Genomic DNA, 20,539 nt, shown 5'->3' on the forward strand with positions numbered 1-20,539 from the left:
GTATTTCAATTATTTAAAGTACTTCACACCGCTCTCAAACAGCTTCAGATCCTGTTCTCCGGTGATGTTCTTTGCAACGAAGTCGCCACGTCTCTCTGCGTGACCCATCTTGCCGTATACACGTCCATCCGGACTTGTGATACCTTCGATCGCCATGAAGGAGCCGTTCGGGTTCCAGTACTCATCCATCGTCGGATTGCCGTTAAGATCCACATACTGGGTCGCAACCTGTCCGTTTGCAAAGAGCTTGTCGATCCACTCCTTCGGAGCTACGAAACGTCCCTCACCGTGGGATACCGGGTTCGTGTAGATACCGCCGAGCTTTGCCTCAGCAAGCCACGGGGACTTGTTGGAGACAACCTTTAAGTTCACCATCTTGGAGACATGACGTCCGATCGTGTTGTAGGTCAGGGTCGGAGAATCCGGCTTCTGCTCTACGATCTTTCCTTCCGGAACGAGTCCGAGCTTGATGAGTGCCTGGAAGCCATTGCAGATACCGAGCATGAGTCCGTCACGCTCATTTAAGAGCTTCATGATCTCGTCCTTTAATACCTCGTTGCGGAACGCGGTAGCAAAGAACTTCGCGGAACCTTCCGGCTCATCGCCTGCGGAGAATCCGCCCGGGAACATGACGATCTGCGCCTGCCCGATGGATTTTCTGTAAGTTTCGACAGAATCACGGATATCCTCGGCGCTCATGTTCTTAAATACCTTCGTGATGACATTCGCTCCGGCGCGCTCAAATGCCTTTGCACTGTCATACTCACAGTTTGTACCCGGGAATACCGGAATGAATACGGTCGGAGTTCCGATCTTGTGGTCACAGATCACGATGTTGTCTGCCTTAAATACTTCGTTCTTAACTTCTTCCTTCTTCACGCCGCTCTCGGTCGGGAATACATCCTCAAGAGTCGCATCCCATGTCTTTAATGCCTCATCGAGCGTGATGGAGACATTGCCGTACTCAAAGTCTGCCTTGTCGGTAACCTCACCGATCACACGGTAGCTCATCTGAAGCTCTCCGACCTTATCTGCCGGAACCTCGCATACGATGTCGCCCCATGCCGGTGCGAAGAAGTCTCTCGGATCCACGTCATGCTCGATCTTTACGCCTAAGTGGTTGCCGAATGCCATCTTGCTGACAGCCTCTGCGATACCGTTCGCCTCAGCGGCATAAGCGGAGATCACGCGGCCTGCCTTGATGTCCTCATGAAGTTTATCATAACCATCCATGATCTGCGCGTAATCCGGGAGATCATAGGAATCTTTCTTGATTTCAAATACAACGATCTTGTTTCCGGCTTTCTTGAATTCCGGAGAGATCATGTTCTTTGCGTTCGCCACGTCAACTGCGAAGGAGACGAGTGTCGGCGGAACGTCGATCTCCTTTCCGCTCTCCTCATCGAAGGTTCCGGACATGCTGTCCTTTCCGCCGATGGACGGAAGCCCGAAGCCGAGCTGTGCGTTGTAAGCACCGAGAAGTGCTGCGAACGGCTGGCTCCATCTTGTCGGCTCGCTGCTCATTCTGCGGAAGTACTCCTGGAATGTGAAGCGGATCTTCTTATAATCGCCGCCTGCTGCCGCGATCTTCGCAACGGATGTGAGAACCGCATAGATCGCACCGTGGTACGGGCTCCAGCTGGAGAGATACGGATCGAAGCCGTAGCTCATCATGGTCACAGCGTCGCACTTTCCTTCGAGGACCGGAAGCTTTGCAACCATGGTCTGGATCTCGGTCTGCTGATATTTACCGCCATACGGCATCATAACGGTAGATGCGCCGATGGAGGAGTCGAACATCTCAACGAGACCTTTCTGGGAGCATACATTTAAGGAGCCGAGCATCTTCAGCCATTTTTCCTTAACATCTCCCACTTCTTTCTTTTCAAACGGGGTTCCCTCGTGGTTCGGAACTTCCAGGGTCACGTCTGTCTCCTGGTGAGCACCGTTCGTATCAAGGAACGCACGGCTTAAATCAACGATGGTCTTTCCGCGCCATGTGAGAACGAGTCTCGGGCTCTCGGTAACCGTCGCAACCGTCACCGCCTCAAGGTTCTCTTCCTCTGCGTAGCCTAAGAATGCGTCAACATCTTTCGGGTCAACGACAACTGCCATTCTCTCCTGGGACTCGGAAATCGCAAGTTCTGTTCCGTCAAGACCTGCATACTTCTTCGGAACCTTGTCAAGGTCGATCAGAAGTCCGTCTGCGAGCTCACCGATTGCTACGGAAACTCCGCCTGCACCGAAGTCGTTGCACTTCTTGATCAGTCTGGAAACTTCCGGACGGCGGAACATTCTCTGGATCTTTCTCTCAGTCGGGGCATTACCTTTCTGGACCTCAGCGCCGCAGACCTCGATGGATGCCTCTGTGTGCACCTTGGAGGAACCTGTCGCACCACCGATACCGTCACGTCCGGTACGTCCGCCAAGTAAGATGATCACATCGCCCGGATCGGATGTCTCACGGATGACGTTCTTTCTCGGAGCTGCTGCCATAACGGCACCGATCTCCATTCTCTTTGCAACATATCCCGGATGGTAAAGCTCTTTTACATAACCGGTCGCAAGTCCGATCTGGTTTCCATAGGAGCTGTATCCATGGGCAGCCTCTGTGACGATCTTTCTCTGCGGGAGTTTTCCCTTTAATGTCTCATTTAACGGTTTTGTCGGATCTGCCGCACCTGTGATGCGCATTGCCTGGTATACATAAGTACGTCCGGAAAGCGGATCACGGATCGCACCGCCGAGGCATGTCGCAGCGCCGCCGAACGGCTCGATCTCGGTCGGATGGTTGTGGGTCTCATTCTTGAAGTTTACAAGCCACTCTTCTGTCTTTCCGTCGATCTCGACCGGAACGACGATGGAGCAGGCGTTGATCTCATCAGAAACCTCGAGATCTTCGAGTTTGCCCTCTTTGCGGAGCTTTTTCATGCCCATGATCGCAAGGTCCATCAGGCAGACAAACTTGTCGTCGCGGCCTTTGTAGATCTCTTTATGATCCGCAAGATACTGGTTATAAGTGTCCTCGATCGGCTTTTTGTAGTCGCCGTCTGTGAATGTCACATTTTTCAGCTCTGTGGAGAATGTCGTATGACGGCAGTGATCGGACCAGTATGTATCGAGCACACGGATCTCTGTCACAGACGGATCTCTCTTCTCCTCGTTCTTATAGTAATTCTGGATGTGAAGGAAATCCTTGAAGGTCATTGCGAGATTTAAGGAGCTGTAGAGTTCCTTTAAAGCCGCCTCATCCATATCTTTAAAACCGTCAAAGATCGCAACATCCTCCGGCACATCAAATACGGTCACAAGTGTCTCCGGGATCTCCTCGGACGCCTCTCTGGAGTCCACCGGGTTGATACAGAAGGACTTGATCGCAGCGATCTCCTCAGCGGAAAGCTTTCCGGAGATCACATAAGTCATTGCGGAGCGGATCACCGGCTCCTCATTCTCATTTAATAACTTTACACACTGCTCCGCAGAATCAGCTCTCTGGTCGAACTGCCCAGGCAGATACTCGACGGAGAATACCACGTCGTCCGCGCCATGCGGGAATGTCTCCTCGAACACCTCATCGACCGGCGGCTCGGAAAAAATCGTTCCGAGTGCCTCTTTATATACATCCTCAGAAATATTTTCAATATCGTAGCGGACCAGTACACGAACGCCCGTTACCTCTGTAATGTCAAGGTAGCTCTCGATCTCCTCGCGAAGCTCTCTCGCCTTGATTGCATATTCCGGTTTCTTCTCAACAAACACGCGCTTTACGCTCATAGTCTCTCCTCCTGGAAAACGGCTTTGTCCGATGGTTGTTATTTTTCATGACTGCAGCGCCACCTCGTGCGGAGCAATCCATTTTCCATTATCATAGCACAGATTTGTGTGATTAGTAAAGTTAATATATCTAATTTATTTTATTACTTATGCTTATCAGTTGTCACATCCAGCATACTCCCACAGCGATGAACTCTTTTCCATCCTGTATCACCGCAAATTATTAACTCTGCAGATCCTGATTGATCTTGCTCATGCTGAGCGCATCCATTGTCACCTTCATGATCTCCCGGACCTCGTCCTCCGTCATCTTCATGCGCTCCGCAAGCTCCGAAAGCTTCGCCTCACGCCCAAGCTCCTCCGCCATGGACTTTGAAACCTCCTGGAGAACATTGACGCGCGCCAGCATCTCCTCCTCGATATCCGTCTCCTTCTTCTGGTCGTTGATGATCTCCTCCATGCGGACACGAATCCGGCTCTCTAAAAGCTTCTCAAAGCTCCCCTCAAAGCCTTCATCCGCCAGCATCATCAGCTCCATACTCGCCTCCTGGATCAGATCCGCCATCGGGACGCCCTTATTGATATAATCCTGAACAAAAAACAGCGCATTTTTCAGATTACCCTCGATCAGACGCTCCCTCGCCGCCTTATTCCCACTCCGGATCTCCCCGAGCAGCTTCTCATTCTCCTCCTCACTGCACGGCGGGATCGCCGCGATCTCTTCCATATATACACGGTAAATATCTTCCGGATTCAGCTCCTCATTCGCATTGTTGAACTCGTCATCAACATTCCCACTCTCATTCTCATTACTGCCATATCTCATTTTCTCTGCCATGATCTTCTCTCCGTTCTTCTATTGATAAAAATATAAACATATCAAAAATTCCATGTTCCCTGTAAGCATACCATATTTTTTCCCTGACTTCCATAGTAAAGAAAAAACCTATTGCACCAGGCTCGCAGAATTTACTTCTCTCCTGGAATTCATACATAAGCACATGTCACCCGCAAAAATAACGAAACTTCTGCCCAACGATTGTCACTATCCACAGAAACATCCCTTCTTAAAATATGCCAGCAATACCGCCGCCGGCGGTGAGCGTCCGGACAGGAGTGCATGATCCGGGGATCTGGCTTCCTCTTAGCTCGCGGGTGACTGCGTTGGAGAACAGCGGACACTTGTTTGAGCGAAGCGAGTTGTGTCCGCTGTTCTCCGCCCTTAGCAGTCTCCCGGGAGGTTAGAGGAACCATCCCCGCATCCCCAGCACTCCTGGCCGGATGCTCACCGCCCGCCAACCAATTTGGCAACAGCAGGCAACAACCAATTTTCCTTTTCCCCCTTTTCAAATCCCCCATTCTATGATAAAATAACCTTGTTTCATTAGGAGGACTAATAATGGATATCAACTACGAATTATATAAAGTATTTTACTACGTCGCAAAAACCCTGAGCTTCTCCGAGGCCTCCAAATGCCTCTACATCTCCCAGTCCGCGGTCAGCCAGTCCGTCAAGGTCCTGGAGAAAAAGCTCGGCCAGACCCTCTTCATCCGAAGCACAAAACGCGTCCAGCTCACCCCGGAAGGCGATATCTTATTTAAACATATCGAACCGGCGATGAACCTGATTCACAAAGGCGAGACCCAGCTCTTAGAGGCAAACACCTTAAACGGCGGCCAGCTCCGTATCGCCGCCAGCGACACGATCTGCCGCTATTTCCTGGTCCCGTACTTAAATAAATTCCACAAGCTCTACCCGAACGTCCACATCAAAGTGACAAACTCCACCTCGATCGAGTGCGCCCACATTTTAGAGAACGGCCAGGTAGATTTCATCATCACAAACTACCCGAACTCCGGTCTCTTAAACACCCACAGCGTCCGTGCCATCCGCGAATTCCGCGATGTCTTCGTCGCAAGCGCCGAGCACTTCCCGCTGCAGGATAAGACCTTCACACTCGCCGAGCTTCTCGATTATCCGATCATGATGCTCGACCGCAAGAGTACAACCAGCGAGTTTTTACACTCCATGTTCCAGAAATCCCATCTCGACCTGGTCCCGGAGATCGAGCTCAGCAGCAACGATCTTCTGATCGACCTCGCAAGGATCGGCCTCGGGATCGCCTTCGTCCCGGATTTCTGTATCCCGGAGGACGAAAAACAGCTCTTTATCCTAAAGCTCTCCGAGACTCTCCCGGTCCGCCAGCTCGTCGTTGTCCACAACGAGAACCTTCCGGTCTCCCAGGCTGCAAAGCAGTTTATGGATATGCTGTAGGATTAAACCAAAAAGAGTCATGTCCCGCTCAACTACATGCCGGACATGGCTCTTTTTTCTTTTACTTTCTGCTCTCCCAGAAATCCTCCATGCACTGTCCCACGTTTCCCCGGTTCACCATCTGAAAATGTTCCCACTCTCTCGGAAACAGTTCCAGATATTCTCTCTTTAAGAACCGGTCATCGAGGAGCAGGATGATCCCCTCATCCTCCGTGGTCCGGATCACGCGCCCTGCCGCCTGCAGAACCTTATTCATCCCCGGATACTGGTAGGCAAAATCAAAGCCCGCCTCCTCTTTCTCCTCGAAATATCCGCGCAGGACTTCCTGCTCCACACAGACCATCGGAAGCCCCGTTCCGACGATCACAGCGCCGATGAGACGTTCCTCCTTCAGATCAATTCCTTCCGAGAACACGCCGCCCATCACGCAGAAGGCCGCCAGCGAATGATTCCGTTTCTTCTCAAATTCTTCCAGAAATTCCTGTCGTTCCTGCTCCTTCATTCCCTGTCCTTGCACCAGAAGATCTGCCGGAAAATCCAGCTTCTCCACAGCCTGTTCGACCTGCTCCATATACTGGTAGGAAGGAAAGAACACCATATAATTTCCGTTCTTCGACCGGACAACCTCCCGGATATACTCCGCAACCTTCCGGTATTCACTCGCACTCCGCCTCGAATACCGGCTGCTGACATCCGTCGCCACCATGAGAAGCCGCTTCTCTTCCGCAAACGGGGAGTTCGCATAGACCGCGTAATCATCCTCATTTCCTGAGAGCAATGTCTTGTAATACCGGATCGGCAGCATCGTCGCCGAGAACAGGATCGTGCTGTTCCCCTGTGCCATGCAGAGTGAAAGATTCGAGGACGGATCCACGCAGAATAGCCGCACTTTAAAGGAAGAAACGCCCACATTTTCCGCGTAGATCCGGTAATGATCATCCAACAGCTCATAGACATTCAGGAAATCCCGGAGTCCAAAATAAAAGTCAAGGACCTCGTCCCGCCCTTCAAAATCCGGAAAATCCTCCAGAAATGTCTCCATATCCGAAAAGACCGCCATCGCCGCTGCCGCCAGGGATGTCACATCCGATAAGAGCTGCCATGTCTCGCATTCCCGCTTCATCGCAAGCATCACCTGATTGCACTTCTCGAGATCCTTCGTAAGCTTCGGAGCTTTGCCCTTTGTCAGGCGCTTTACCGTGAGAATATCTTCCTTTTTTAACTCAGCACTGTACATCTCCCGCGCCCGCGAGACGAGATTATGCGCCTCGTCCACAAGGAACAGATATTCCCCCGTCTGCCCGTCCGCAAAATACCTTTTCAGGCGCACATTCGGGTCAAACACGTAGTTGTAATCGCAGATGATCCCGTCCGTCCAGCTTGAAATATCAAGGCAGTATTCAAACGGGCATACCTTATATTTTTCGGCATATTCCAGGATTTTCTCCCTCGTCATCTCCTGTTCCAGATGCAGGATGTCAAAGACAGCCTCGTTCACCCGGTCAAAATGTCCCTTCGCATACGGGCATGCATCCGGATTGCACTCGCAGTTTTCCAGCGGGCAGAGCTTTTCCTTCGCCGTGATCGTCACAGAAGTAAAGATCAGTCCCTTTCCCCGGAGGATCCGGAGTGCTTCCTCAGCGACCGTCCTCGTTACCGTCTTTGCGGTCAGATAAAACAGCTTATCGCCTTTTCCCTCCCCGATCGCGCGGACCGCAGGGAACACCGTAGAGAGCGTCTTTCCGATCCCGGTCGGTGCCTGGATGAACAGCCGCTTTTTCCGGCTGATCGTGCGGTAGACAGACACCACAAGGTCTCTCTGTCCCTCCCGGTACGGGTATGGGAATTCCAGATTCCGGATCGATGCGTCGCGGGTCAGCTCATGGTGGTAGAGATATCTCGCCCATTTAAAATATTCATGGACCACGCCCGAAAACCACTGTTCCAGTTCTTCCTTTGAGCGGTCGGTCTGAAACCGCCGGATCTCCTCCGTCTCCAGATTGCAGTAGGTGAGCTGCAGGCGGATCCCGTCCAGATCCTTGTCGCAGCAGTAGAAATACCCGTAGCACATTGCCTGGGCGAGGTGGACTTCGATTGGTGCTTCCAGTCTCGCAACATCCGTATACATGCCCTTGATCTCGTCGATCACCGTGATCCCGTTTTCCGTGAAGATCCCGTCCGCCCGGCCTTCCACCGAAAGAACGATCTCCTGCTCGTCATCCGTGACTTCATGTTTCAGCGGGACCTCCGCCCGGTATCCGGATCCCATCCGTTTCTGGATCTTCCTGTGGATCCGTCCTCCGGCCAGCATCGCATCCTTCTGGGCGTTCCCGGACCTTCGGTTGTCGATATCTCCGGAGCGCAGAACAAACTCCACCAGATTCCGAACCGAGATCCGGATCGATCTTTTATTTTCCTCGCTCATCACATGCGCTCCCTTTCATTTTCGTAAATCAAATATATCTGCACATCTCCTGCGCCGTCCGCAGAAAATACCAGAACTGCAGGCTCTGAATCGCTGCTGATGTTTCCATATTTCATGTCTTTTGCAAGTATAACATTCCAGAACAAAGCTGTAAACTCCGGGTACAAACAAGTGAAAACACGCTTCGCGAGTTTCCCCTTGTTATCGCGACAATCGCCAAAGTCTCTCGCGCGCGGACTTTGGCTCATTGTTCGCGTAAAAAAAGCAGCCAGCCATACGTTTTGTACAGCCGCTGCCTCTTCGTTTTTTCTTCGATCCGTTACGCTACCGCGTGCATCGGATTCTTTCTCTCGAGGAACTCCTCGAACAGTGTGTTCTCGCCGTCGAACTCAACGGTGAGGATCTTTGTAAGATCAAGGCTCAGTACTCCGAGAAGAGACTTCGCATCAATGATCATACGGTTATAAAATACATTCACATCAAAATCACAGCCGCTGGCAATGCTCACAAACTCCTTTGCCTCGTCTGCAGACGCAAATTTTACTTTTTTCTGTTTCATCATATTTCTCAAACTCCTTTTTGTTAAACCCACAGATGTCAAATACCTGATTCCATAAACCCTTTTTGCGAAACGTGAACAGCAATGGCTTCGAACATTCCAATATATGAAATGGTTCGAAAATGTTTCCATACTGCCTACGATTATACATTTATACCATATCCGGAGTTGAGCGTCAATCGACAGATGTCACCATCTTTTTGTTAAGTTTATGACAATTTTTGTCATTTGTCACAGAAAAGGCAGGTAGTTGTCTGATGTCTTAATCTGCAGGAACTCCTTATCAGCAAGTTTCTGCAAATGCATAGTAACCGAAAGCCGAATACATAAATGGCGTTTTTTATCCATCTATATATCCGGCTTTTTGTGAGTTGTCTATGATGTTATTACATCAGAATGTACTTTAAGATAAAGAGCACGGCCAGGATGTACATGACCGGAGTGATCTTCTCCTTCTTTCCTGCGAAGAGGTTCATTACAACATAGGAGATAACTCCCATGGAGATTCCCTCGGAGATGCTGTAGAAGAACGGCATCGCGATGATGCAGAGGAATGCAGGGATTCCGTCTGCCGGGTCCTTGAAATCGATCTCAGATACGGAGCCGATCATGTAGAAACCTACGGTGATCAGAGCCGGAGCTGTCGCAAAGGACGGGATCGCTAAAAAGATCGGGGACAGGAGCAGGGATAACAGGAAGAGAACCGCTGTTGTCAGGGATGTAAGTCCTGTTCTTCCTCCCTCAGTTACGCCGGAAGCACTCTCCACGAACGTTGTGACTGTGGAAGTACCAAGACATGCGCCGCAGGTTGTTCCGACTGCATCCGCAAGGAGCGCGCCCTTGATCCTCGGGAGCTTTCCGTCAGCGTCCAGCATATCTGCCTTCGCAGATACACCGATGAGCGTTCCGAGTGTATCAAAGAGGTCAACAAAGAGGAACGCGAACACGATCACGATGAACTCAAGGACCGGAACGCCCTTTAAGCTGAACTTGAACATGATCGGTGCCAGGCTCGGGATCGAGATTCCGTTTGAGAAATCCGGGAGCAGGTTGTAGAAACCGAGATCCGGATTCGGAACATACACGCCGGCAAACTGGCAGATGATACCGAGGATCCAGGTGATCAGGATTCCCCAGAGGATATTTCCCTTTACATTCTTCACAATCAGAATTCCTGTGATCAGAACTCCGAAGATCGCAAGGAGAACCGTGATCCCGGCATCGCTCATGGATGCTGTGAGTCCGTCCGCAAGTGTGCTGTTATATCCGCTGATGGAGAACAGGCTGACGAGCGTGGAGCTTCCGATCACGATCTTCGCGTTCTGAAGACCGAGGAATGTGATAAAAAGTCCGATTCCGACGCTGACCGCTTTCTTTAAGTTGAACGGAATCGCGTTGAAGATCGCTTCCCTGATGTTAAAGCAGGAAAGGATAATGAAGATGATACCTTCTGCGAGAACTGCCGCAAGGGCAACTTCCCAGGAATACCCCATTCCGAGAACGACCGTGTAGGCAAAGTACGCGTTCAGACCCATTCCAGGTGCCAGAGCGAATGGGTAGTTCGCAAAGAGTGCCATACAGAGTGTTCCGATGAAGGATGCCACCGCTGTCGCCGTGAAGACCGCGCCGTGATCCATTCCCGCCGCTGCGAGGATGTTCGGGTTTACCGCCAGGATATACGCCATCGTCATAAATGACGTCACACCGGCCATGATCTCGGTCTTAACAGTCGTGTTGTTTTCCTTGAGATGGAAAAATTTTTCGAGACTCATTTGTTTCCCTCCAATTTGTTTTATCAGTTTTTGTTATAAAACCGTTAATTTTTATTATACGAGGTGCAGAAAAAAAACGCAAGGAAAAGAGCCGGATTTTATAAGTCAGCATTTTCCGGCAGTTCGCATTTCATGTCATAAAAAGGCCGCTCTCCCCTTTCGGTTAAGCGACCTTCCCTGTAAATATCATTATTTCAATTCTCTCTTCAAAAAAGCCAGCAAATTCAGTTTCGCCCGCTCCTCCGTATCTTTCCGCCTCGTCTTTACCTTCTTTACGACCTTTCCTTCCTGATCCCTGTGGATCCGGTAAACGATCCGCAGGTACTCTCCGACCTCTTCCCAGGCCTCGCGGCTCTCCGGGATCAGGTCGAGTCCCATCTGGAAGACGTGGAACATGCCGTCGTAGACGGAACAGCGGACTTTTACGCCCTCTGCTCTCGCTTTCTTCGCAGCTTCCCGCGTGTCATCAAGAAGGACCTCATAGGAGCCCACCTGCATGAGCATCGGAGGAAAGCCCTCAAAATTTCCAAACAGTGGGGATAGATACGGGTCCTTCGGATCAGCATCCCCGATATAGCTGCACTGGTAGAGCATATTTTCTTTCGAATTTCCAAACAATGGGTCGATCGTATAATTCTCCTCATACGAAGCCCCGCTGAGCGTCACATCCGTCCAAGGGGACATCGTGATGATCCCAGCCGGGAGCGGAAGCGCATGATCCTTTGCGTAGAGACAGAGCGCGAGGGCAAGTCCGCCTCCCGCGGAATCTCCGGCAACCACGATCTGTTCCGGATCGTATTTTTTTTCATTTAAAAGCCATTTGTAGGCATAGACTGCATCCTCGAGTGCCGCCGGAAACGGATGCTCCGGTGCGACCCGGTAGTCAGGAGTCAGGACATCCGCCCCGAACCCCAGTTCCGAATATTTAACCGCAAACCGCCGGTAAATGTTCTTCATCGGACCGATATATCCGCCGCCGTGGAGCTGCAGGATCACCCGCCCAGTGACCGCCTGCTTCGGCTTTAAATATTCCATCACGAATTTCCCTGTCGGGATCAGTTCATAGATATAATCATTCGGGCACCGCCATGCCGGTTCCACCGGATTCTTTCGGAATTCTCCAGTCTGGATCGGCTTTTTTAAAGATGTCTCCATGACATCTCTCATCATATCCCTGGTCAGATTCCCGATCATGCTGACTTCTTTTCGGCTCATGTTTCATTCCTTTCCTGTCTGTTCCTTTTCCTCATCTATCACACATGAAATCTCCGCCGCAATTCCCGTTTCACACTCCTGTCCCCGAGCAGCACCGTGGCAAAGAGCGCTGCCACCGAGATCACCACAGAAAGCACTGTGAGCAGCGGATGCCTCGTCCAGCCGATCTTCCAGAAGATCAGTGGGATAAAGCTTAAAACCGTGATCGCGATCTGGTACATAAAATAGCTCTGCCAGTTCAGTCGGTTCACGAGCATCATAAGCAGGATCGCCGCCACTTCAAATAAGACAACGCACGGGATCGCATAGTCCACCGACCAGCCATGCAGTCCCGTCAGCGTGTCGATCAGAAGCAGGATCGCCTGGATCCCCAGACACTGCCTGACAAGGATCCCGGAAAGGCTTGCATGGCGCATCACGGAAAATTTTAATGTCATCGCCACATAGGCAGCGGCGCCCGCGGTCAGGAGTGACCATTTAAACGGGATCTGCCGGTAGGTTGCAAGATTTACGATCCCCGCAAGGACCGAAACGAACACCAGCGAAAGATAAAACATCCGGACAGCCTTTTTGATCTTTCTGCGGTCCTGTGCGATCACCGGATACCGTCCTTTATCATGTTCCCGGTCTGTGATCCCGTTGCTCTCCTGCTCCACCGGGATCCCCTGATCTTCCAGGAAACGGAAAAACACTTCCGGCAGACGATTCTCTGCCATTGCACTCGTAAACGCCAGGCAGAGCTTTCCATCGTAAGCTACCGCCCCGCATTTCATCCGCTGCTTCGGAGATGCACCGACGAGAAGCTCAAAATCCTCAACATCCTCTCTCAGATCTTCCCGGATCTTTGCAGGGCCGATGTTGGAAAAGGTCATCGTATGGGCGCGGCTTGTGCGAAGGAAGATCAGTTCCATCGCCAGATGCTTGATAAACAGAGGGATCGCCCTCACATACCACTTTTTCTCGTTGGATACATTGTAGGAGATCGTCTCCTCCAGTCGCTCCTTCACGATCTGTTCGTCCATCTGACGACTGACGTTTGTGAGGACCTCCCGGAAGTTCTCCGGCGCCCTGCCTTTCGGCCAGGAGATATTGACTACCGCAAAAAAATTTGCGAGCGTCTCCGAGTCAAAAAAGCTCCGCAGATTGACCGGAAGATTGAGCGCTGCCGGTTTTTTCAGGTTCTTCCCGTCCGTCTCTGTCCGGATGACAGACCATAGAAGTGCTGCTGCCAGGTATTTTGTGATACTGACCCCGTATTTCCGGCACTGTGCTTTTAGATCCGCGACCTGCAGTGTTCCCTTTAAGATCCCCATCTGGTCAAACGGAAGAAATTCCCCACTTACCTGAAGTGCCGGTTCGCTCTCATAGTGGCGTTTCGGTAATTTTCTGTAATAGCGGAGATAATCATCCTCTTTTAATGGAGAAAATTCTTTTTCTTCCGTGATAACCGGAAGATTTTTCTTTAACTCCAGATAATGCTCCGTCAGCCGCGAGGCAAACCGGAGAGCTCCGAGTCCGTCTGTCAGCCCGTGGAAAACCTCAAAATTGATGCGGTTTCCGAAGTAGCTGACACGAAACGGAAATCTCGCCGCACGATGTGGATCGATAAACCGGCACGGTGCGCTCTGCTCTTTCTCGATCACAGGATCCCGGTCGTTCGTCTCGAAATAGTACCAGAAAAATCCCTTCCGAAGCTTCACCCGGAAATTTTCAAATTCCGGGAGTGTCAGGAGCAAGGCTCTGTGGAGAAGTTCCTGATCCACCGGCTCCTTCAGATTCGCCGAGATCCGGAATACACTGCTCAGATCTTCTCCGGACACTGCCGCAAAAAGTTTTGCCGTGTTGTCCAGTCTCCGCCATGCGGCGCCCTGGATGCGCCGGCGTTTCTTTGTGAATTGCTCCGATAAATTCTTCATTCAGATCCCGCACCTCTTTCAGGATAAAAAAATAACCGGAAAAATAATTTTTCCGGTACATCAGAAGCAGGGGAAGAGGGGCTCGAACCCCCATCTACGGTTTTGGAGACCGCTGCTCTACCATTGAACTATTCCCCTATATTTTGTTGCGCATCACTTAATGCTCCATTATAGTAGCATGAAATGTTTTAATTGTCAACACTAATTTGAAAATTTCTTATATTTTTGTATCCGGCACTTCGAGCGAAAAAATCAGCTGCCTTATGCCAACCTGCAGACCGATCCTTTTCCGCTCAAAGCATTACCGCATCCTCCGTACTTTTCCGATCAGATCAGCTGGATCGCCTCTCTCACATTCTCCACCCCGATCAGTCTGATCCGTTTCTCATCCTTTAACTTCTCCAGATTTGATTTCGGGAGCAGACAGCTTGTAAAGCCCATCTTGATCGCCTCCGACACACGCTGGGCCGCCTGGGAGACTCCGCGGACTTCGCCGGAAAGACCGACTTCCCCGAAGATCAGCATCCCCGGATCCACCTCCCGGTTCTTAAAGCTCGACACAAGCGCCATCACAACGGCGAGATCCAGCGCCGGTTCGTTCATCTTCATTCCGCCCGCGATATTCACATAGGCGTCATACCGGCTCATCGCATACCCGCATCGCTTTTCCAGGATCGCGAGTAAAATGTTGATCCGGTTGTAATCGACGCCGTTCGCCGTCCGTCTTGCCATTCCGAAATTCGTCGCTGTCACGAGCGCCTGGACCTCCAGGAGGATCGGTCGCGTTCCCTCCAATGAACAGGCTACCACCGCCCCAGACGCTTCCTTCGGACGCCCGGAGATCAGCATCTCCGACGGATTTAGCACCTCGGAAAGTCCTTTTTCTTCCATCTCAAACACACCGATCTCGTTCGTGGACCCGAAACGGTTTTTTACTGCCCTGAGGACCCGGTATGCGTCATTCCGGTCTCCCTCAAAGTAGAGAACCGTATCCACCATATGTTCCAGCACACGCGGTCCCGCGACAACGCCCTCTTTTGTCACATGGCCGACGATAAAGATCGTGATCCCGTATCCCTTTGCGATCTGCATCAGGAGATTTGTCGATTCCCGGACCTGGCTCACGCTTCCAGGTGCCGACGAGATATCTTCCCGGAACATTGTCTGGATCGAGTCGATGATCACCACATCCGGCTTTGCACGCTCGATCGCGCTGTGGATCGTGTCGAGATTTGTCTCGCATAAAAACAGAAGCTCTCCCGAAATCTCCCCTATGCGGTTCGCACGCATCTTGATCTGCTTTAACGATTCCTCTCCGGAAATATAGAGGACCCGTTTTCCGGCCCCTGCAAGGTTTCTGCAGACCTGTAAAAGCAGCGTCGATTTCCCGATTCCCGGATCTCCTCCGACCAGCACAAGGCTTCCCTTTACGATCCCGCTTCCAAGAACTCTGTCAAGCTCTCCAAAGCCCGTAGGCGTCCTGTCCTGCTCCTCCAAAGAAATCTCCGAGATGTGGACCGGGACCGCCGTCTTTCCGGCTCCGACCGCATTGATCTGTCCGGCCGGCGCTTTTTTCGTCTGGGCAACCGGTTCCTCGACAAATGTATTCCATTCCTTGCACACCGGACATTGTCCGAGCCATTTTGCGGACTCATAGCCGCACTCTTTACAGAAAAAAGCTGTATTTCTTGCTTTTGCCACGATATTCTCCCTGTACAGGAAACGCTCCGAAGTGTATCCCCGGAGCGCTCTGTGATACTGCCGTCCATATCCTGTCCGGACAGTGATTTCTGATTTTCCTATTTACTTGCGAACGATCTTGACCTCTACTTCTCTGCCCTCATTAAGTTCAACAGAAAGGCTCAGTTTACCGCTCATATTTGTCTTCATACCGCCGACGCCAACGCCGTCCTCGAAAACCTCATACTCGCAGTCATCCTCTAACTGTACTGTGATCTGGGCATCCTCAAATCCTTCGACTTTGAATGTCACTGTTGTATCGGTCACTGCAAAATCCTTTACAGCAGTTCCCGGAACAGACTCATAAACGAACATTCCGTTTCTCTCTAACTTTGTGATTTCCTTAAATGTCTTAACTTTATAAAGATCACCTTCGTGCTCGAAGTCTTCTACTTTAGATTTTGCTGCGAGGCTGTAGTTTCCGAAACTTAATGTCCCGTTTGCCTCTGTACGGATCAGTTCGTTGATTACTGACATAATGCTTACTCTCCTTTTGTGTATTTCAACAGAGGGCTTTCTCCCCTTCACTGTTGTAAATGCTGCAGGGATCTGATTACCGGACCAGGTCATCACTGCATCGTCGTGCCTATGATTTTACCACACTGGCGGAAGTTTTTCCAGCAGTTTGTGGATGTCTTGCAGAAAATTTCAGTTCTCCGTCCTTACAGGTGATCTTCACGGAATCTCCCTCCCGGACTTTTCCTTCCAGGACGAGCTCCGCGAGCTTATCTTCAATGAGATTCTGGATCGTGCGCTTCAACGGTCTCGCGCCATATTTCTCATCGTATCCTTTCTCGACAAGGTATTCCTTCACGTCATCACCGGCATTTAAGCGGATAGACATCTGGCTCTTTGTCCGCTTTTCGAGGATATTTAAGAGGATCGTCACGATCTCCTTCATGTGATCCTTCGTCAGCGGGTGGAACACGATCGTATCATCGATCCTGTTTAAGAATTCCGGCTTGAACATCCGTTTCACCTCGTCCATGACTCCGGTCTTCATGCGCTGATAGCGCACTTTCTCATCGTCCTGGGACATGAATCCGAGCTGCTTCGGCGCGATGATGTTCTCAGCACCGGCATTGGATGTCATGATGATGACCGTATTCTTGAAATCAATCTTATGGCCCTGGGAATCCGTGATATGACCGTCATCCAGCACCTGCAGAAGGATATTGAACACATCCGGATGGGCTTTCTCCACCTCATCAAAAAGGATCACAGAATACGGATTTCTGCGGACTTTTTCGCTTAACTGTCCGCCTCCCTCGTATCCGACATATCCTGGCGGGGATCCGATCATCTTGGAAACACTGTGTTTCTCCATATACTCCGACATATCAACACGGATCAGGGCATTTTCCGTTCCGAACATTGCCTCCGCAAGTGCTTTGCAGAGCTCCGTCTTTCCGACTCCGGTCGGTCCGAGGAATAAGAAGGAGCCGATCGGGCGCTTCGGGTCTTTCAATCCGACTCTTCCGCGGCGGATCGCCTTCGCGACGGCAACAACCGCCTCGTCCTGTCCGACCACGCGCTCATGGAGAATGGATTCCAGTTTTAAGAGACGTTCTGTCTCTCCCTCTGCGAGCTTGCTCACCGGGATCTTTGTCCATCCGGAGATCACATCCGCAATGTCGTTCTCGTCCACAGTCAGCTGCCTGCTCTCCTTCTCACTCTCCCACTTTTCCTTCATCTTGCGGATCTTCTCCCGCTTCGAAGCCTGTTTCTTCTTGATCTCACCGGCGAGCTCGTATGCCTCGCTGCGGATCGCGTCCTCTTTCTCTTTCTCGAGCTTTCTGATGTCCTCCTCGAGTGTCTTGATGCCCTTCGGCTCCACATAGACCGTGAGTCTCGTCTTGGAGGCCGCCTCATCGACTACATCGATCGCCTTGTCCGGCAGGAACCGGTCATTGATGTAGCGGGCAGAAAGGCGGACTGCTGCCTTTAACGCCGCATCTGTGATCGTCACATGATGATGCTCCTCATATTTCGGGCGGAGTCCCTTTAAGATCTGGACCGCCTCGTCCTCCGTCGGCTCCTCCACAGTCACCGGCTGGAACCTGCGCTCCAGAGCCGCGTCTTTTTCGATATATTTCCGGTATTCCTCGATCGTCGTCGCGCCGATCAGCTGGATCTCACCGCGGGCAAGGGACGGTTTTAAGATATTCGACGCATCCAGTGCGCCTTCCGCTCCGCCTGCACCGATGATCGTGTGGATCTCATCGATAAAGAGCAGGACATTCTCCGCCTCGGTCACCTCACTGATCACATTTTTGATCCGCTCCTCGAACTCGCCGCGGTATTTGGATCCTGCAACCATTCCGGAGAGATCCAGGATCACCACGCGTTTTCCGCGGATCGTGTCCGGAACATCACCGGAAGCGATGAGCTGCGCGAGACCTTCGATCACGGCTGTCTTTCCGACGCCCGGTTCTCCGATCAGACACGGGTTATTCTTCGTTCTTCTGCTCAGGATCTGGATCACGCGGCGGATCTCCTTCTCCCTGCCGATGACCGGATCCAGTTTTCCCTCTTTTGCGAGAACCGTGAGATCGCGGCTGTACGCGTCAAGCGTCGGAGTCGCGCTCTGTCCGCCCCGCGGCTGGCGTCCCTGAGCCAGTTCCTCTTTTCCTGCGTTTCCATCCTCTCCCATCGCGGATAAAAGATCGATATAGACCTTCTGGATGTTGATATTCAGTGTATTTAACAGGCGGACCGCCACACAGTCCGATTCTTTCAGTAACGCCATCAGGATGTGTTCCGTCCCGATTAACGGCGCATGGAACCTCACCGCCTCTTTATAGCTGTTTTCCAGCACATGTCTCGCGCTCGGCGTGTAGCCATCGCGTTCTTTGGTGGCTGTGTTCTGATAGGAAGAGACAAGCTGCTCCACAAGAGCGAGCAGTCTGTCGAGCTTCACCTCATTGGCCTCGAGGACCATGGCAGCGGTTCCGCTTCCCTCCTCAATGAGCCCCACCAGGATGTGCTCCGTCCCGATCACATGGGACCCCATATCCTCCGCCGCTTCACCGGCAAGAACGAGCGCCTCCTGGGCTTTTTCCGTATATTGTGCCATCTGTTTTCTTTCCTCCTGATCGATCAGAAATATCCGCAGACCCCGCACCGACCGGTGTCCTGGTTTTTTTCGGTCATTTCTGATTTTCTGCAGCCGTTCAGTGCCCTTACAGGCGCAGGCACAAACCTGCTGAACAGTTGCGATTTTCTATCTTTTCTTCCGGAGATCATGCCTCCGGCTCTATAATTTCCGGCAGCCGTTTTCTCAAAAATTCCGCTCTCGCAGCATCCAGCTCATCTTTATCGAGCGGACGGTCTGCCAGACTCAGAAGATTTGCAGGCTGGATCCCGATCATCAGTCCGTAAACGGAACACGGCTCCTTCACCGTCAGGATCCCGTCTGTGATCCCAGTCATGATCTGGGACAGAAATTCCATTCCGTCCTTTCTCGTCAGGCGTCTCGCATATTTTAAGACTCCGTACGATTTATAGCATTCATCCGCTGCCTGCACCGGCTTTCTCTGGCGGTATTCCCGGCGCATCCGGCGTTCCTGGGCATCCAGCTCCAGCGCCGCCTTTCGCACGATATCAATGATCTCCTGTTCTGTCTGACCCAGAGTCTTCTGGTTCGAGATCTGGTACAGGGAACCGAAGTTTTCCGCGCCTTCGCCGTAAACGCCGCGGACCTGGGTCCCAAAACGGCCCATATCCGCTACCAGGCTGCTGAAATTTTTGTTTTTCGACAGCATCGGCAGATGAAGAACCACTGCTGCCCGGAGTCCCGTCCCCACATTTGTCGGGAACGAGGTCAGATATCCGTATTTTTCATCAAACGCATAGTCAAACCGTTCTCCGATGTAATCATCGATCCGGTCCGCCTTTTCGTAAAGTCGGTCCAGGGTCAGCCCCGTCTGCAGCGTCTGGATCCGCACATGGTCATCCCCGTTTAAGAGGATCGCCGTGGACTCATCCTCCGACAGGATCATCCCCGTCGGATCTTTTTTCTTCATCACGCTGCGATTTAAAGCCCGCCGCTCTAAAAGTGCAGTCTTTTCCAGATCTCCCATCCTCTCCAGGTGTGTAAACCGGTACTGCATCCGGTCCATGGAGGCGATACCGGTGAGTCCGCCGAGAAGTTTCTCTGAAAGCTCCACACTCTGTTCCTTTGTGAGACGCCCGGGGAACGGGTACTCTTTCAGGTTTCGAACCAGACGGATCCGGCTGTAGATCACATTTGTACCTGTCTTTCCAGGCATCTCATACCATTTATCCATTCTGTTTCTCCTCTTTTAACGCCCGGATCTCATCTCTGAGCTTCGCGGCCTCCTCGTACTCTTCCCGGCGCACCGCGTCTTTTAATCTCGCTTCCATCAGGCGGATCTTTTCCTCTTTTGAAAGTTCCGGGATATTCACCGGATCCTCTCCCGGTCCGGCAGCTTCTCCGATCACCGCCGGATCCGGCTGAAATCCTGCCGGATGTTTTCCGACATGTTTTTCGCTGCCCTGAAGATGGCGGATGTGGTCGCTGATCAGCGGATCAAAAACACTGTAGCAGTCCGGGCATCCAAACCGGCTGTCCTTTACAAATTCCTCATACGTTGTTCCGCAGGTCGGGCATACGACGCCGGAATATTTTTCATCCTCTTCCTCCGTCTCCTGGGTTCCAAGGAGTCCTGAGAGAAGTTTTCCCAACGGGAACTCTCCCTCAAAGAGTGCGGAGAACTGTCCGAGGTCCGCATGGGCGGCACACTGGGTACAGAGGTTGTGCTCGGTCTTCACGCCGTTGATGACTTCCACGTATTTTACGGTCGCTTCCCGTTTTTTGCAATGTTCACAAAGCATGAATGT

At 51.6% G+C, this 20,539-nt stretch carries 14 protein-coding genes and 1 tRNA gene; 1 reads left to right on the top strand and 14 read right to left on the bottom strand.

Translation table 11 applies throughout. From position 1 onward, the window contains the following. Positions 1-9: 9 nt before the first annotated feature. The 3 genes from ACXMYH_RS09415 to ACXMYH_RS09425 form a co-directional block, all read right to left on the bottom strand. Positions 10-3,774, bottom strand: a complete 3,765-nt coding sequence (locus tag ACXMYH_RS09415; RefSeq protein ID WP_405578962.1) for a phosphoribosylformylglycinamidine synthase — start codon at positions 3,772-3,774, stop codon at positions 10-12. 223 nt (positions 3,775-3,997) lie between these two features. After that, positions 3,998-4,612, bottom strand: coding sequence for a sigma-70 domain-containing protein (locus tag ACXMYH_RS09420; protein WP_118298438.1), 615 nt, complete (start codon positions 4,610-4,612; stop codon positions 3,998-4,000). Continuing rightward, positions 4,584-4,769 carry a hypothetical protein gene (locus ACXMYH_RS09425; protein WP_147352474.1) on the bottom strand — a complete coding sequence of 62 codons (186 nt, stop codon included), beginning with the start codon at positions 4,767-4,769 and terminating at the stop codon, positions 4,584-4,586. The genes ACXMYH_RS09420 and ACXMYH_RS09425 overlap by 29 nt, the downstream gene beginning before the upstream one ends. A 404-nt stretch (positions 4,770-5,173) precedes the next feature. Here ACXMYH_RS09425 and ACXMYH_RS09430 point away from each other — a divergent pair, with 404 nt between their 5' ends. Then, positions 5,174-6,049, top strand: coding sequence for a LysR family transcriptional regulator (locus ACXMYH_RS09430; RefSeq protein ID WP_142411683.1), 876 nt, complete (start codon positions 5,174-5,176; stop codon positions 6,047-6,049). Between the two features lie 61 nt (positions 6,050-6,110). Here ACXMYH_RS09430 and ACXMYH_RS09435 read toward each other — a convergent pair whose 3' ends face one another. The 11 genes from ACXMYH_RS09435 to ACXMYH_RS09485 form a co-directional block, all read right to left on the bottom strand. Further along, positions 6,111-8,474 carry an ATP-dependent DNA helicase gene (locus tag ACXMYH_RS09435; RefSeq protein ID WP_486554755.1) on the bottom strand — a complete coding sequence of 788 codons (2,364 nt, stop codon included), beginning with the start codon at positions 8,472-8,474 and terminating at the stop codon, positions 6,111-6,113. Between the two features lie 319 nt (positions 8,475-8,793). Then, positions 8,794-9,036 carry an HPr family phosphocarrier protein gene (locus ACXMYH_RS09440; RefSeq protein WP_405578954.1) on the bottom strand — a complete coding sequence of 81 codons (243 nt, stop codon included), beginning with the start codon at positions 9,034-9,036 and terminating at the stop codon, positions 8,794-8,796. 383 nt (positions 9,037-9,419) lie between these two features. Then, positions 9,420-10,805, bottom strand: coding sequence for an NCS2 family permease (locus tag ACXMYH_RS09445; RefSeq protein ID WP_118322084.1), 1,386 nt, complete (start codon positions 10,803-10,805; stop codon positions 9,420-9,422). A gap of 189 nt (positions 10,806-10,994) precedes the next feature. Continuing rightward, complete coding sequence (locus tag ACXMYH_RS09450) at positions 10,995-12,020, bottom strand: alpha/beta hydrolase (RefSeq protein ID WP_118298433.1); 1,026 nt, start codon at positions 12,018-12,020, stop codon at positions 10,995-10,997. A 38-nt stretch (positions 12,021-12,058) separates the two neighbouring features. Further along, positions 12,059-13,936, bottom strand: a complete 1,878-nt coding sequence (locus tag ACXMYH_RS09455) for a DUF6320 domain-containing protein (RefSeq protein WP_486554756.1) — start codon at positions 13,934-13,936, stop codon at positions 12,059-12,061. A 67-nt stretch (positions 13,937-14,003) separates the two neighbouring features. Continuing rightward, positions 14,004-14,074: transfer RNA gene (locus ACXMYH_RS09460), tRNA-Trp, on the bottom strand. A gap of 189 nt (positions 14,075-14,263) precedes the next feature. Further along, positions 14,264-15,637, bottom strand: coding sequence for a DNA repair protein RadA (gene radA, locus ACXMYH_RS09465; RefSeq protein WP_486554757.1), 1,374 nt, complete (start codon positions 15,635-15,637; stop codon positions 14,264-14,266). A gap of 102 nt (positions 15,638-15,739) precedes the next feature. After that, positions 15,740-16,153, bottom strand: coding sequence for an endosialidase (locus ACXMYH_RS09470; protein ID WP_118298430.1), 414 nt, complete (start codon positions 16,151-16,153; stop codon positions 15,740-15,742). Positions 16,154-16,262: 109 nt separating this feature from the next. Next, a complete protein-coding gene (locus tag ACXMYH_RS09475; RefSeq protein WP_118514478.1) occupies positions 16,263-18,752 on the bottom strand; it encodes an ATP-dependent Clp protease ATP-binding subunit in 2,490 nt (829 codons plus the stop codon). A gap of 166 nt (positions 18,753-18,918) precedes the next feature. Continuing rightward, the gene (locus tag ACXMYH_RS09480; protein WP_118322088.1) at positions 18,919-19,965 is read right to left on the bottom strand and encodes an ATP--guanido phosphotransferase; all 1,047 of its coding nucleotides are present in this window, start codon (positions 19,963-19,965) and stop codon (positions 18,919-18,921) included. Next, on the bottom strand, positions 19,958-20,533 hold the full coding sequence (locus ACXMYH_RS09485) for a UvrB/UvrC motif-containing protein (protein ID WP_118529727.1): 576 nt from the start codon (positions 20,531-20,533) through the stop codon (positions 19,958-19,960). Before ACXMYH_RS09485 ends, ACXMYH_RS09480 begins: the two co-directional genes overlap by 8 nt. Positions 20,534-20,539 lie beyond the last annotated feature (6 nt).

The sequence above is a fragment of the Pilosibacter sp. NGB245 genome (assembly GCF_057397225.1).

Bases quoted from the DNA above. Each gene is read 5' to 3' on its own strand.
- ACXMYH_RS09455 (WP_486554756.1), bottom strand. From the start codon at position 13,936: ATGAAGAATTTATCGGAGCAATTCACAAAGAAACGCCGGCGCATCCAG.
- ACXMYH_RS09420 (WP_118298438.1), bottom strand. From the start codon at position 4,612: ATGGCAGAGAAAATGAGATATGGCAGTAATGAGAATGAGAGTGGGAAT.
- ACXMYH_RS09430 (WP_142411683.1), top strand. From the start codon at position 5,174: ATGGATATCAACTACGAATTATATAAAGTATTTTACTACGTCGCAAAA.
- ACXMYH_RS09485 (WP_118529727.1), bottom strand. From the start codon at position 20,533: ATGCTTTGTGAACATTGCAAAAAACGGGAAGCGACCGTAAAATACGTG.
- ACXMYH_RS09435 (WP_486554755.1), bottom strand. From the start codon at position 8,474: ATGAGCGAGGAAAATAAAAGATCGATCCGGATCTCGGTTCGGAATCTG.
- ACXMYH_RS09425 (WP_147352474.1), bottom strand. From the start codon at position 4,769: ATGTATGAATTCCAGGAGAGAAGTAAATTCTGCGAGCCTGGTGCAATA.
- ACXMYH_RS09480 (WP_118322088.1), bottom strand. From the start codon at position 19,965: ATGGATAAATGGTATGAGATGCCTGGAAAGACAGGTACAAATGTGATC.
- ACXMYH_RS09445 (WP_118322084.1), bottom strand. From the start codon at position 10,805: ATGAGTCTCGAAAAATTTTTCCATCTCAAGGAAAACAACACGACTGTT.
- ACXMYH_RS09440 (WP_405578954.1), bottom strand. From the start codon at position 9,036: ATGATGAAACAGAAAAAAGTAAAATTTGCGTCTGCAGACGAGGCAAAG.
- ACXMYH_RS09450 (WP_118298433.1), bottom strand. From the start codon at position 12,020: ATGAGCCGAAAAGAAGTCAGCATGATCGGGAATCTGACCAGGGATATG.
- ACXMYH_RS09470 (WP_118298430.1), bottom strand. From the start codon at position 16,153: ATGTCAGTAATCAACGAACTGATCCGTACAGAGGCAAACGGGACATTA.
- ACXMYH_RS09475 (WP_118514478.1), bottom strand. From the start codon at position 18,752: ATGGCACAATATACGGAAAAAGCCCAGGAGGCGCTCGTTCTTGCCGGT.
- ACXMYH_RS09415 (WP_405578962.1), bottom strand. From the start codon at position 3,774: ATGAGCGTAAAGCGCGTGTTTGTTGAGAAGAAACCGGAATATGCAATC.